The sequence below is a fragment of the Desulfobacula toluolica Tol2 genome (assembly GCF_000307105.1).
GTDB lineage: Bacteria > Desulfobacterota > Desulfobacteria > Desulfobacterales > Desulfobacteraceae > Desulfobacula > Desulfobacula toluolica.
On sequence record NC_018645.1, the window covers coordinates 3,954,749 to 3,967,933 of the forward strand.

The 13,185-nt window shown below is 41.4% G+C and carries 12 protein-coding genes; 5 read left to right on the top strand and 7 right to left on the bottom strand.

What is annotated here, in order from left to right; all coding sequences use genetic code 11:
- The first annotated feature begins 98 nt into the window (after window positions 1-98).
- On the top strand, window positions 99-1,502 hold the full coding sequence (gene gltX, locus TOL2_RS18005) for a glutamate--tRNA ligase (protein ID WP_014958724.1): 1,404 nt from the start codon (window positions 99-101) through the stop codon (window positions 1,500-1,502).
- Here gltX and amrB read toward each other — a convergent pair.
- From amrB to TOL2_RS18035, 6 genes are all read right to left on the bottom strand, one after another.
- Entirely contained in the window at window positions 1,487-2,341 is an 855-nt protein-coding gene (gene amrB, locus TOL2_RS18010) for an AmmeMemoRadiSam system protein B (RefSeq protein ID WP_041280120.1), read from the bottom strand. The genes gltX and amrB overlap by 16 nt on opposite strands.
- A gap of 65 nt (window positions 2,342-2,406) precedes the next feature.
- Complete coding sequence (gene hypB, locus TOL2_RS18015) at window positions 2,407-3,081, bottom strand: hydrogenase nickel incorporation protein HypB (protein WP_014958725.1); 675 nt, start codon at window positions 3,079-3,081, stop codon at window positions 2,407-2,409.
- 126 nt (window positions 3,082-3,207) lie between these two features.
- A complete protein-coding gene (locus tag TOL2_RS18020; RefSeq protein WP_014958726.1) occupies window positions 3,208-3,558 on the bottom strand; it encodes a hydrogenase maturation nickel metallochaperone HypA/HybF in 351 nt (116 codons plus the stop codon).
- A gap of 66 nt (window positions 3,559-3,624) precedes the next feature.
- Window positions 3,625-4,755, bottom strand: a complete 1,131-nt coding sequence (tgt, locus tag TOL2_RS18025; protein WP_014958727.1) for a tRNA guanosine(34) transglycosylase Tgt — start codon at window positions 4,753-4,755, stop codon at window positions 3,625-3,627.
- 151 nt (window positions 4,756-4,906) lie between these two features.
- Window positions 4,907-5,968, bottom strand: a complete 1,062-nt coding sequence (gene queA / locus TOL2_RS18030) for a tRNA preQ1(34) S-adenosylmethionine ribosyltransferase-isomerase QueA (protein WP_014958728.1) — start codon at window positions 5,966-5,968, stop codon at window positions 4,907-4,909.
- Window positions 5,968-6,204 carry a DUF2065 domain-containing protein gene (locus TOL2_RS18035; protein WP_014958729.1) on the bottom strand — a complete coding sequence of 79 codons (237 nt, stop codon included), beginning with the start codon at window positions 6,202-6,204 and terminating at the stop codon, window positions 5,968-5,970. Before TOL2_RS18035 ends, queA begins: the two co-directional genes overlap by 1 nt.
- A gap of 176 nt (window positions 6,205-6,380) precedes the next feature.
- Here TOL2_RS18035 and gatB point away from each other — a divergent pair, with 176 nt between their 5' ends.
- Both gatB and TOL2_RS18045 read left to right on the top strand, forming a co-directional pair.
- Window positions 6,381-7,808 (top strand): Asp-tRNA(Asn)/Glu-tRNA(Gln) amidotransferase subunit GatB, encoded by a 1,428-nt coding sequence (gene gatB / locus TOL2_RS18040; RefSeq protein ID WP_014958730.1) that lies wholly within the window; start codon window positions 6,381-6,383, stop codon window positions 7,806-7,808.
- Between the two features lie 13 nt (window positions 7,809-7,821).
- The gene (locus TOL2_RS18045) at window positions 7,822-8,442 is read left to right on the top strand and encodes a hypothetical protein (protein WP_041279611.1); all 621 of its coding nucleotides are present in this window, start codon (window positions 7,822-7,824) and stop codon (window positions 8,440-8,442) included.
- Window positions 8,443-8,553: 111 nt separating this feature from the next.
- On the opposite strand, the gene TOL2_RS18050 is transcribed toward TOL2_RS18045, so the two are convergent.
- Entirely contained in the window at window positions 8,554-10,098 is a 1,545-nt protein-coding gene (locus TOL2_RS18050; RefSeq protein ID WP_014958732.1) for an FG-GAP-like repeat-containing protein, read from the bottom strand.
- Between the two features lie 303 nt (window positions 10,099-10,401).
- Here TOL2_RS18050 and TOL2_RS18055 point away from each other — a divergent pair, with 303 nt between their 5' ends.
- Together TOL2_RS18055 and TOL2_RS18060 are read left to right on the top strand one after the other, a co-directional pair.
- Window positions 10,402-11,571, top strand: a complete 1,170-nt coding sequence (locus tag TOL2_RS18055) for an alginate export family protein (protein WP_014958733.1) — start codon at window positions 10,402-10,404, stop codon at window positions 11,569-11,571.
- Between the two features lie 351 nt (window positions 11,572-11,922).
- On the top strand, window positions 11,923-13,128 hold the full coding sequence (locus TOL2_RS18060) for an alginate export family protein (protein ID WP_014958734.1): 1,206 nt from the start codon (window positions 11,923-11,925) through the stop codon (window positions 13,126-13,128).
- Window positions 13,129-13,185: the final 57 nt, after the last annotated feature.

Sequence of the window (13,185 nt, forward strand, 5' to 3'; positions counted from 1 at the left end):
GGGGGGGGATGTTTTTTTCTTGCTCACACTTGAATGAAAATACGTCTTATGGTACTTAAAGTCTCGATTTTACACAATATTTATTTTATGGAGAACCAATGGATACAATCATCACACGATTTCCCCCCTCCCCAACCGGATACCTTCACATTGGCGGGGCAAGGACAGCTCTGTTTAACTGGCTGTATGCACGAAAAAAAAAGGGAAAATTTGTTTTAAGAATCGAAGATACTGATGCGGCAAGATCCACAGAAGAGTCAGTGGATGCAATACTCGAATCCCTGGAATGGCTCGGCATTGACTGGGACGAAGGCCCCTATTTTCAAACCCAAAGATATGACATCTATAATGAATACATAGAAAAATTGATCAAATCAGGGGCAGCCTACTATTGTTCGTGTACGCCTGAAGAGATTGATGCCATGAGGGAAGAGGCAAAGGCCAACGGACAAAAACCCATGTACAACGGCAAGTGCAGAAACAGAAATCTCGAAAAAGCGGACAATACCGTTGTTCGACTTAAAACCCCTGATTCCGGCGTAACCATTGTCCAGGACGTTGTAAAAGGTGCGACATCTTTTCAAAATTCGGAAATAGACGACTTTATTATCAGAAGAAGCGACGGATCTGCCATGTACAACCTGGCCGTGGTGATTGATGACCTGACAATGGGGATCAACACCATTATCCGGGGGGACGACCATTTAATCAACACCCCGAAACAGATGCTGATATACCAGGCCCTTGGCGCAGAAATGCCGGTTTTCGGACATGTTCCCATGGTTCTGGGAGCCGACAAATCACGCCTGAGCAAGCGGCATGGTGCCATGTCCGTTGGAGAATACAAAAAAATGGGATTTTTGCCTGATGCCATGATCAATTACCTGGTCCGCCTGGGATGGTCTCATGGTGACCAGGAATTTTTCACAAGAGACGACCTCATTGAAAAGTTTAACCTGGAACACCTGGGCAGATCCGCATCAATGTTTGACACGGACAAACTAACAGCTCTGAACGCCAAGCATATTCAAAGTAAAAGCCCGGCTGAACTGGCAGACCATCTCTTGTTTCATCTCAAAGAGTTGGGGATTGATGCACAAAACAATGCCTTTACCCAGGGGGTTATTGAAACCCTTCAACCCAGAAGTAAAACCCTTGTTGAAATGGCACAGGGCGCTGTTTTTTATTACCTGGATGAGGTTCAGTTTGATGAAAAAGCAGCTAAAAAATTTCTAAAACCTGACGTACTGGATATGCTGCAAAAATCAGCCGGTTATATCAAAGGCCTTGAAGCGTATACCCAGGAAGCACTTGAAAACGTGTTCAAACAGATCATGGAAGAAACCGACCTCAAATTCGGAAAAATTGCCCAGCCGTTAAGGGTTGCCATCACCGGAACAACAGTGAGCCCGGGCATTTTTGAAATGCTTCTGGCCCTTGGCAAAGAAAAAACCGTTCAAAGGATTGAAGCAGCTATACGGCTTATTCAGGACAACTCATAAAGCATCCCTGCATATCCTACAAAACTTGAGGAAGCAGATTTCTCAAAACTTGTGGCGTAGTCAAGTTCCACAGCCTTGACTGCGCCAAGTTTTTTGCAGGCTGCAACTGTGGCTGCCGCAGCACCTGCACAGCACATGTTCTTATGGTCCAGGCCCTGGGCAATAATCTTTGACGTATCCATTTCTTTCATTGCATGGATGGCATTTTGATCATTTTCATTTTTTACCCATTCCACTGCTTTTTCACCGGTTCCAGCAGGTGTAAATCCAAAATCAGGGCCATAGTGTGTCATATCCGTGGACCCGATTATCCTGATATTTCTTGACAAATTTTGTGCCTCACCCACTGCCATACTTCCAATCACAGCGGCAAAAAAAGAGGGTGCAACACCGCAGACCACTATTTTTGCATCCGGATAAAAATACTTGATAAACGGATATTGAACCTCAAGAGTATTGTCATCCGGAAATTTATTGGGCGCTCTGTGACGGACACTGATACCTGCGCAAATTTTATCCACCAATTTTTTGTCCACCTCAATATCTCCGAAAGGTGTTTCAACTGCACCATGGGTCAGAATAAAGGGTTCGGACTGCTTGTGCATATGAGCGCCAAACAGAATAATGGTATCGATTTTTTCATCAGACTTAAGAGAAGCAATAACCCTGCAGGCAATTGATCCTGAATAATACCAGCCGGCATGGGGAACAATCCCCCCCATAAAACTGCCGGCACAAGGCCCTTGTTTTTCTTTTAAAAAGCCTTGTATGGAAGTTTCACACTCCTCAGCCGTTGCAGGATACCAGGAACCGGCAAAGGCCATCTCTTTCTTTTCCATAATTTTTCCTCTCTTTTCTATCTTTCCTCTTATAATTCTTTTACACCGGTCCAAGGCAAGGGGATTCAAAGGCCTTTTCCTGTTTTTTCAAACACCTTTATTCTAAGCCACTCAAGCCATGGCCCAAAGCCTTTTTCAGTCTTGGCTGAAATCTCAAATACAGGCAGGCCCGGATGCACCTGTTTCATATTATCTTTTACCAGCCCGGCATCAAAATCAAGGTAAGGCAACAAGTCAATTTTATTTAAAATAGCGATGTCCGCCACCCTGAACATCAGGGGATATTTCAATGGTTTGTCTTCTCCTTCAGTAACACTTAGCACTACAGCCCTTGCATCTTCACCAATATCAAATTCAGCCGGACACACAAGATTCCCGATATTTTCTACGATAAGAAGATCAAGGTCTTCACATCCCAACCGCCTTGCCGAAGCAAGAACCAGATGGGCCGCCAGGTGGCAGTCCCCGCCAAACTGATCCGTATTGATCTGGGTGACTTTGGCACCCGTGACTTCAAGCCTCTCTGCATCATTGGTAGTGCATATATCGCCCACAATCACCCCTACCCTTATCATAGGCATCAATTTTGCCAGGGTTTTACAAAGGGTCTCGGTTTTTCCTGAACCAGGAGATGACATCATGTTCAACACAAACACATTCCGATCTTTAAAAAACTTTTTGTTCATATCAGCTTGTGTGTCATTTGCTTCAAGAACTCTTTTTTGAATATTTATTTCCATAGATTTATCTGCTTTTTATGATCCATATGGTATCAAACGGGGTCAAGCTTATTTTATTGTGATTTTTATCAAAATATATCATCAAACCCAAAAAAAAGCACAATAATGCAAGCCTGACTCAATCCATTATTCATCGCTAAGCTCCAGGGACGTGATCTCTATTTCCCTTCCAGTGAGCATTTGAACATCGCCATCCTCACAAAAAAGGCATTTAAACACAGGCCCCGTAACTTCCCATGTGTTGCCACAGGATTTACACAGAACCTTTACCGGAATAAAGTCAATGTTAAGCCTGGCAGTTGCCAGGGGCGTATTTTGTGCGATAATTTCAAAACAGAAGCTCAAACTGTGTTCAACCACGGATGCAAGTTTCCCGATTTTCAGATTCAAAATTTCAACCTTTGGATTTTCAATATCTTCAGGAATAGCGTCTATGGCAATCTTAACCAATTGCTGGGCAATCCCCATCTCGTGCATTGGTTTACTTCCTTATTTTTATATTATATCTTGACTCAACTTTTATTGACTTAAGCTTAGCCCAATTTATTTCTGCCGTTTGGAATAAAATTCACGCTTAAACTCTAAAAACCTGTCTTGTTTAATAGCATCCCGCATTTTTTCCATCAGATCAAGATAATAATAAATATTGTGAATGGTATTAAGTCTGTAAGCCAACAGCTCCCTTGACTTATACAAATGCCTCAAATAGCTGCGCGAATAATTTTGACAGGTATAACAATTACAATCCGTATCAATGGGACCTTTGTCAAACCTGAATTTTGCATTGGGAATATTTATGGTTCCCTTAGAGGTGAACAGCTGTCCATTCCTGGCATTTCTTGATGGCATGACACAGTCAAACATGTCACAACCCATTCCCACAAGTTCCACCAGGTCTTCGGGGGTGCCCACCCCCATGATATATCTGGGTTTGTTAGCCGGCAGCAACGGCAGGGTATGGCAGGCCATTTCATACATGAACTCTTTGGGTTCACCAACACTTAATCCGCCAATGGCAAAGCCCGGAAAATCAATCTGCGTCAATTGTTCAGCCGAAAGAGTGCGAAGGTGCTTGTACATCCCTCCCTGTACAATGCCGAACAGGTTGTTCACAGCCCCTTTTTCCTGCCAGAAATCAAACCCTCGCTTTGCCCACAGGGTTGTCTTGTTCAAGGCTTCCATGGTCTGTTTTTCATCGGCCGGATACCCAATGCACCAATCAAGGGACATCATGATATCCGATCCCAGGATCATTTGGATTTCAACTGCTTTTTCAGGCGAAAACATATGTCGAGATCCGTCAATATGAGATTGGAATGCAACTCCTTCATCGGAAAATTTAGCCAGCTTTGCCAATGAAAAAAACTGGAATCCGCCGGAATCGGTCAGCATGGGTTTATTCCACCGGATAAATTCATGAAGGCCGTCCATATGCTCAATCACATCACACCCCGGCCTTAAATAAAGATGATAGGTATTGCCCAGAATAATCTGGGCCTTGCAATTATCAAGCTCTTCAACACTGACGGCCTTCACTGAACCCAGAGTGCCCACCGGCATAAAAATAGGGGTGTCAATAACACCATGATCGGTTGCAATAGTACCAAGCCTGGCCCTGCAATGATCTGAACCGTTACTTTTATTGGATTGCTTTAAAATTTTGAATTTCAACATGTTTCTCTTTTTTATCACCATAAATAGCATGAAAAAAACTTAATGCTATTTATGATGAGCTTTCATGTTTTGGTTTCTGCCCTTCAGGGTATTAAGAGCAAATCAGAAAAACCATATTATTGTAAAAAATGGCCCTCTCTGCCCTTGGCAGTTATTCGATCAGCATGGCATCACCATAACTGAAAAATCGATAATCCTTGTTTATGGCTTCCTGGTATGCGTCCAATATATGCTCCCTGCTGTAGAAAGCGGATATCAGCATCAATAAAGTGGATTCAGGAAGGTGAAAATTGGTAATCATGGCATCCACGCATTTAAAGGTGTAACCAGGATATATAAAAAGATCGCACTGACCGGTTTGTGCCGTGACAAAGCCGGTTTCATCGGAAAGAAACTCCAAAGTTCTGACACTTGTGGTCCCTACTGCAACAATGCGGCGATTTTGATGCTTGGCCCTGTTGATCTTATCTGCGCTATCTTTGGACAAGGAAAAATACTCTGAATGAATCTGATGCTCCCTGATATCTTGTACTCTTACCGGCACAAATGTACCATACCCGACATGAAGGGTAATGGGGGCAAATTCAATACCTTTTTTCTTTAAATCCGCCATCAGGGAATTTGTAAAATGAAGTCCTGCAGTGGGAGCGGCAACCGCACCCTCGTTGGATGCATAAATCGTCTGGTAGTCATCAGGATCAGTTTGGCCTGAAGAGGGATCTTCCCTTTTTATATAAGGCGGCAGAGGAATTTTACCCGATTTTTTCAGAAAGTCTGAAAATTTATCTCCATTTAAAAATCTGATTTCAAAAACATTTCCCTTTACCTGTTCAACCCTTGCTTCAACTGTATCTGCCAAATAGAGCCTGGCCCCTTTTTTCGGACTTTTTGACGCCTTAACCAGGCAATCGCACTGAAAAAAACCGGTTTTTTCAAGATGCTTCATTCCAGCGGCATAATCAATAATCAAAACTTCAATTTTACCACCCGTCTCTTTCTGGCCAAACAGCCGTGCCGGAACCACCTTTGTATTATTGATCACCAGAAGATCATCATCTTTGAGCAATGTGAGAATATCGTCAAACTGATGATGGGCAACAATCCCGGAGTTCCTGTCCAAGTGAAGCAACCGGGAGTTACTTCTGTTTTTACAGGGTGTCTGTGCAATTTTTTGAGGTGGCAGATCATAGGCATAGTCGGATAATTGAAACATCAGAACCCACCCAGTTTAATACCATCTGATTCAAATCCATCTGGTCCAAAACCACCCATGGCAAAATATACAATGCAAAGCCCGGCCAGCATCAAAACAAAACCGAACTTTCTAAGATTCATCTCATCAAGCCCTATGATAACTTGAACCATTTCTTTCATTTTACCGGGAAATGCAAAGTATGGCAGCCCCTCAACAATCATTACCATACCGATGACACAAAGAAAAAACTTCATTAAACACGGTCCTTTTTAATTTATGATAGCAATAAAAACAATCGGTTATACTTTTTTAGCCGTTTTTATGCAATAAAAATTATATTGATTAATGAAAATTTCAAGGTTATAAAAGGAGGTTATTGTTATCTGAAATTATCAAACAAAAAATAACTCTATAAGGGAAATAATTATCCATGCAGTTTGAACCTGTCATCGGCCTTGAAGTCCACGCACAATTAAAAACCAAAACCAAAATCTTCTGTGGCTGTTCCACAGAATTCGGAAAGTCCCCCAATGCCAACACCTGCCCTGTTTGTACGGGCATGCCCGGCGTATTGCCTGTTCTGAACAAGCTGGCGGTTTCTTTTGCCATCAAAGCGGCACTTGCCACAAATTGCAAAATAAACCGGGAAAGCCGGTTTGACAGGAAAAACTATTTTTATCCGGATCTTCCAAAAGGCTACCAGATATCACAATATGCCTTGCCCATTGCCGAACATGGATACCTTGACATTGAAACCGACGCATCCGGCAACAAAAGAATAGGCATTACCAGGATTCATATGGAAGAGGATGCGGGAAAACTGATTCATGATCCTTCCAGGGCAAAAAGTATGGTGGATTTGAACAGGACCGGAGTGCCGCTGATTGAGATTGTCAGTGAACCTGATATTCGGTCTGCAAAAGAGGCAGGTGCCTATTTAAGAAAGCTGCACGCCATTTTAAAATATATTGATGTGTGCGACGGCAACATGGAAGAAGGCAGCTTCAGGTGCGATGCCAATATATCCCTAAGACCCAAAGGACAAAAAGAATTCGGCATAAGAGCTGAACTTAAAAATCTCAACTCCTTTAAAAATGTTGAAAAGGCCATTCTCTATGAAATTCAGCGCCAGACATATGTCTTGGAAGAAGGCAAGCATGTGATCCAGGAAACGCGGCTGTGGGATCCATCCAAGAACAAGACCAGCGCCATGCGCGGCAAAGAAGAGGCCCATGACTACAGGTATTTTCCCGATCCGGACCTGGTTCCCCTCATTGTTGACGACCAGTGGATACAAAAAGTTGCCCAAGACATGCCGGAACTGCCTGATGAAAAGCAATCCCGGTTTATCAAGACCTATAAACTGGCTGACTATGATGCTGCAGTTCTGACCTCATCCATTGAACTTGCCGATTTTTTTGAAGCAACCGCAGCCCCTTTGAAAGACAAAAAACAGGCTGCCAACTGGATTTTGACAACCTTACTGGGCATGCTCAACACAAAAGCAATCCCCATCACTGAATCCCCGGTAACGGCTGAAGAATTTTCAAAACTCCTGAGATTGATTGAAGAGGGAAAAATAAATGCAACCGCTGCAAAAACAGTGTTCGAGGAAATGATAGAAACATCAAAAGACCCTGAAGCCATTGTAAAAGAGAATGGACTTGAACAATTGTCGGATCAATCAGAACTTGAATCCATGGTTACGGATATAATAAATGAAAACCCGGATGAAGTAGCTGCCTACCGGGATGGAAAAACCAAGCTTTTCAGTTTTTTTATGGGACAGATCATGAAAAAAACCCGTGGCAAGGCAGACCCTAAAATCATCACCCAATTATTAAAAAGCAAACTATAACTTGGAGCGTATTGTGAACCCGTCAAATTTTTCAATAAAACAGTGCCTTTTGTGGTTTATCTTATCCATCCTGATTCCGTTCAATTCCGGCATGGCAAATACACAAAACATCAAAAACATTGTGATTCTCCCGTTTGAAACAAATTCACAGTCCGACATATCCTATATCACTTCCGGTGCCTGGAACATGCTGTATTCAAGGATTTCCTGGAGGGATCATGTAAGGGTGATTGACAGGCACAAACTTTCCGGCAGCCTTGATAATTTGACGGCTGTCACGGAAAATGAACGGATCTTCAACATTGCGCAAGACACCAGTGCAGAATATGTGATGACAGGCAGCATCACAGAATTTGCAAATGCTTTCAGCCTTGATGTAAAGTTATATGATATTGAAAACCGGTCCTATTTGACCTTTTATGATCAAACCGAAAAAATTGATCAGGTGATTAAAAAAATCAATCTCATTTCAGCAAAAATCAATAAAAAAGTATTTGACAGGACAACAACCACATTTGAACGAATGGAAAAAGAAAAACTGATCAGCGAAGAAGAGTTAAAAAGAATTCACCCGGAACAAATGATGCCCATACATCAGAGCAAAACAAATGACCCCTGGTGGAAATTCTGGTAATTTTTTTGCAACCATAAAACAGCGCTTTACAATAAAAAAAACCCCGTGTTCCCAAAAGAGGCAACACGGGGTTTTTCAACTGTCTTTAAAGTTTTTCCATATCTTTATCAATTAAAAAGGCTGCATCATCCCTTTAACAATAAAACTCTGGCTCACAATTCGGCTTATCTTTTTTTGAAGAACTCCCTTTGAACTGACAATTGCAAATATAACCTCTTTTTTACCATTATTATCCATGTCGGCAATTGTATAATCACATATATATCCTGAAACCGTCTGCGTTCTTCCCTTTGGTGCCATTCCCATCTCATTCCACAAAAGAGATTCAATATTGCCTTTGTTGTATACGCGAAGCCTTGAAAGCAAACCTTTTGCAGCATCCTGATTTTTAACTGTAACCAGACTGGTTTTGCCGTCCTGGTCGAGATCTGATGCAAACAGCCTTTGCTGCAGATATATCCTGCTCATCTGATATCCGCTATCCCGGTTATATCTCATACCTTTATACTCAACATATGAACCGCTTCCGCCATATGTGTCGGCACTTGTAAAAAGTTCCCGTCCGTCAAAAGAATAAAGAGAAAGAGTTCCTTTAAGATTCAGAACAGCAATGGTTTCCTTGCCATTATTCATAAAGTCACCAAATGCAAGCCCAAAAATATTATCCGCAAAAGGAAGGGACAATTCTGCAGGTGACAGCTGGCCTGATTCATCCATTTTCAACCGGGTTATTCCGGTTTTAAGCCGCCTTTCACCCTCCCCTCTTGTTTTTTGCCCAAGAAGTATCCTTCCGTAACTTTTTGTATCAACAGCCCTGAACAGCCATTTGATATGATCGGCAACTTTTATCAAACCGGATGTATTCCAGTGGTATAAAATGGAGTCCGGCTCCAGAGTATCATCATTAATGCCTGTAACAAATATTTCCTGTGTCCCATCGGCATCAAGGTCAACGACGTCCACAAACAAATGGCGTTTATTACCGGATGCAAGACGAAGCTCCGACATTTTTTTAAAACTGTTGCCTGTCCGTTGAAAAACACTGAGCATATTGCTTGAAAGCACAATGGTTTCATTTTTTGAATCATTATCAATGTCAGCAACTGCAATGCTTTTCATTTCCGTATCAAAGGAAGGGCTTCGCCAGATGACCGGTTTTTGAGGCTCTGCATAGGGCACATATCGTGCTGTTTTTTCCGATACGCCAGTATTCCCTTGCCTTGGTGCAAGATTGAGAACATCTGTTCTGATCTGTTCCGCAAACAGGTCAATGTGTTTTAACACGTCCCCTTTTTTATTTCCAAATTGACTGAACACAAGCTCAATCTCTCCTGAACTGGCATTGATAAGTTTTGCATCTGTACTGACACTGTCTCCAAAAACAAGTATGGTTCCTTCAAGGAGATAGTCTGCTTTTACAGATTCAATTTCCAGGTTATCAGACGAGAACACAACCGATGAATGCCCCGGGACTTTAAGCCGTGTTTCAAGCATGTGAACTACGCCTTTTTCAAGAAATTCAAGATTTTCCTGGGATTCAATTTTAAACGGAGACACCACTATTTTTTTTTCGCTTAAAGAAGCACAAACAAAATCAGGGAATATCAGAAAAAAAAATATAATAAAAAGTTTAAATTTCAAATAGTTATTGTTCAATTTCACACCCTTTATTTTTTTAAAATATTTAATTATACAGGCGCACTCACCCTACATTTTAAAATGTTAATTATACCATAATATATATAATGTAAAGCCAAAAGGCCTGCCCCTGTTCTCTTATGCCGGAAACCGTAAAAAAAGACATTCCAAACAATCAAATCCGAAAGCATGGCATAAAATTCAAAAAAAAACCAGCCATAACCACTTGACCCTAATATTAAATTTTACTATAAATAGAAAAATTTATCTCAATAATGAGGTAATAAATCTATTTTGTTTTTTTTAAAAAAGGGAGTAAGGATGAAAAAAATATTTATTGCTATGATTGTCACCTTTATCGGACTTGCATTTACAGCCCCGTCATTTGCTGTTGAACACGAGTTCGGGGGTTATTGGCGTGTGAGAATGTTCTCCATGAAAGATTTTTCAGGAGATGACTCCGGCAGTATGGACAGCTCCATGGCAGACACCAGAACACACCTTTACTACACAGCGGTTATTAACGACAACCTCAAACTTGTCAACAAGTTTGAAATGGATGCCGACTGGGGAAGTTCCTCATCATATGGTGATATCGGTGCGGATGCTGTTGCTATAGAAGTAAAAAACACTTATGCGGATTTTAATCTTGGTGCTTTAAATGCAAAAGTTGGCACCCAGGGGACAGTCATTCAGCGTGGTTTTATTTTTGATGAAGATTTTTCAGGTGTTGTTCTGACAAGTAACGGTGTAATTGCTAAATATCTTAAAATAGAAGAGAACGGCGATAATGCCGGCGACGATATCACTGCTTACAGTTTATCCTATACTGCAGATCTTGACGCCGTAAAGTTAACCCCGGTGTTTACATATGTAGATGATGACGATGATGATTCCGCATGGTTTATTGGCCTGGATGTAGACGCTGATCTTGGAGGAACTGCTCTTTGGGGAACCTTTATTTATAATGGAGGAGAAGACGGATCAAACGATATAAAAGCATGGCTTGCAGCAGCAGGTGCCGATGTTACTCTGAGTGACATGATCAGTTTTCACGGACAGGCATTTTATGCTACAGGCGATGATAACGCTGCGGACGATGATATTGAAAACTTCACAACTATCGACGGGCAGTCTTATGCATGGGCCGAGATCATGGGTGAAGGCATATTTGATGATTATGTATCCAACAACTCACCCGGAGTTGAAATCTCAAACATTACTGCAGCCAATATAGGCGTAACCTTTGTTCCCATGGAAAAACTGAGTATTTCAGCCGACCTGTGGTATGCCAGACTAAATGAAGTCGCTGCAGGGGCAGATGAAGATCTTGGATTTGAGATTGATCTTAGTGCCACATATGAACTTGTTGATGGGCTGAGTCTTGATGTTATCGGTGCATATCTTTTTGCCGATGACGGAACAACAGGCAATGCTGCAAATGATGAGAATCCCTGGGAAGTTGGAACACAGTTGAGTTTAAGCTTCTAAGCATTTAAGCATCACTTGGATGCTACTATATCAAAGCCGGACATTGCATCTGATTTCTTTCAGTGCATATCCGGCTTTTTTTTTGTTTTTTAGTTTTAAAATTATGATCACACACCCCGTTATCAAAAAGTACTGATATTTTAAAATAAACTGTCATATTTCCCTAAACTCTGTACAATACCCTTGAAATTTAATCCGGCATGACTTGATAGCAAGTTGAGCATTAAAAAAAATTATTTTTTTTTGAAACTTGACCTTGATATTAAATTCTACTATAGATACTAAAACCTGTCTTAATTGGTTAAGGCAGATCAAATCTATTTTTAATTTTCTTTTTAAAAGGGAGAAAAGATGAAAAAATTATTTATTGCAGTTCTTGTTACCTTGATCGGGCTTGCATTTACAGCCCCATCATTTGCAGTTGAACATGATTTTGGCGGGTATTGGCGTGTAAGAATGTATACCCAGAAAAATTTTGACGGAACTTCTGATGAGTCTGGTGGTGTACAAGATGATGTAGCCAAGGCAGACACCAGAACCCGTCTTTTTTACACCGCTACCATTAATGACAACCTTAAGTTTGTCAACGCATTTGAAATGGATGCAGACTGGGGAAGTTCCACATCATATGGCGACATCGGTGCTGATGCTGTTGCAATAGAAGTAAAAAACACTTACGCAGACTTTAATCTTGGTGCTTTGAATGCAAAGGTTGGTACCCAGCAGACCGTTATTCATCGCGGATTTGTGTTTGATGATGCTGCTTCAGGTGTTATTTTGGCAAGCAATGGCGTAACAGCTAAATATCTTAAATTTGAAGAGAACGGCGACAATGCTGGCGACGATATCACTGCTTACAGTTTATCCTATACTGCTGATCTTGATACTGTAAAATTAACCCCGGTTTTTACTTATATAGATGCTGACAACGACGATTCAATATGGTTTGCAGGTCTGGATGTGGATGCTAATTTAGCTGGAACTTCTCTTTGGGGTACATTCGTTTATAATGGCGGAGATAATGGAGATAACGATATTAAAGCATGGCTTGCAGCAGCAGGTGCTAAAATTAACATAACTGATATGTTGAATATTCACGGCCAGGCATTTTACCTCACCGGTGATGATAATACAGCAGATGATGATGACGAAGCATTTACAGTAATTGGTATTCCCAGCAAAACAGGAGCAACTTATTACTGGTCGGAAATTATGGGTAAAGGTCTATTTGATATGGGCGCTTGTGCATCAAATAACTCACCCGGAACCTCACCTACAAATATCACCGCTGCAAACATAGGTGTCACTGTTGTTCCCATGGAGAAACTGAGCCTTTCAGCAGATCTATGGTATGCCATGGTAAATGAAGAACTGGCTCCAGGACTTGATGAAGATCTTGGATTTGAAATTGATCTTAAAGCTACATATGAGCTTGTTGACGGCCTGAACCTTGATGTTGTCGGTGCATATCTTTTTGCTGGTGACAGCACAACAGAAAATGACGTACATGATGAAGATCCATGGGAAGTTGGAACACGGTTGAGCTTAAAATTCTAAAAAATTAAGAACCTGTTAGATCTTGTTATATCAAAGCCGGGCATTGCATCTGATTTT

Bases quoted from the DNA above. Each gene is read 5' to 3' on its own strand.
- gltX (WP_014958724.1), top strand. From the start codon at position 99: ATGGATACAATCATCACACGATTTCCCCCCTCCCCAACCGGATACCTT.
- amrB (WP_041280120.1), bottom strand. From the start codon at position 2,341: ATGGAAAAGAAAGAGATGGCCTTTGCCGGTTCCTGGTATCCTGCAACG.
- hypB (WP_014958725.1), bottom strand. From the start codon at position 3,081: ATGGAAATAAATATTCAAAAAAGAGTTCTTGAAGCAAATGACACACAA.
- TOL2_RS18020 (WP_014958726.1), bottom strand. From the start codon at position 3,558: ATGCACGAGATGGGGATTGCCCAGCAATTGGTTAAGATTGCCATAGAC.
- tgt (WP_014958727.1), bottom strand. From the start codon at position 4,755: ATGTTGAAATTCAAAATTTTAAAGCAATCCAATAAAAGTAACGGTTCA.
- queA (WP_014958728.1), bottom strand. From the start codon at position 5,968: ATGTTTCAATTATCCGACTATGCCTATGATCTGCCACCTCAAAAAATT.
- TOL2_RS18035 (WP_014958729.1), bottom strand. From the start codon at position 6,204: ATGAAGTTTTTTCTTTGTGTCATCGGTATGGTAATGATTGTTGAGGGG.
- gatB (WP_014958730.1), top strand. From the start codon at position 6,381: ATGCAGTTTGAACCTGTCATCGGCCTTGAAGTCCACGCACAATTAAAA.
- TOL2_RS18055 (WP_014958733.1), top strand. From the start codon at position 10,402: ATGAAAAAAATATTTATTGCTATGATTGTCACCTTTATCGGACTTGCA.
- TOL2_RS18060 (WP_014958734.1), top strand. From the start codon at position 11,923: ATGAAAAAATTATTTATTGCAGTTCTTGTTACCTTGATCGGGCTTGCA.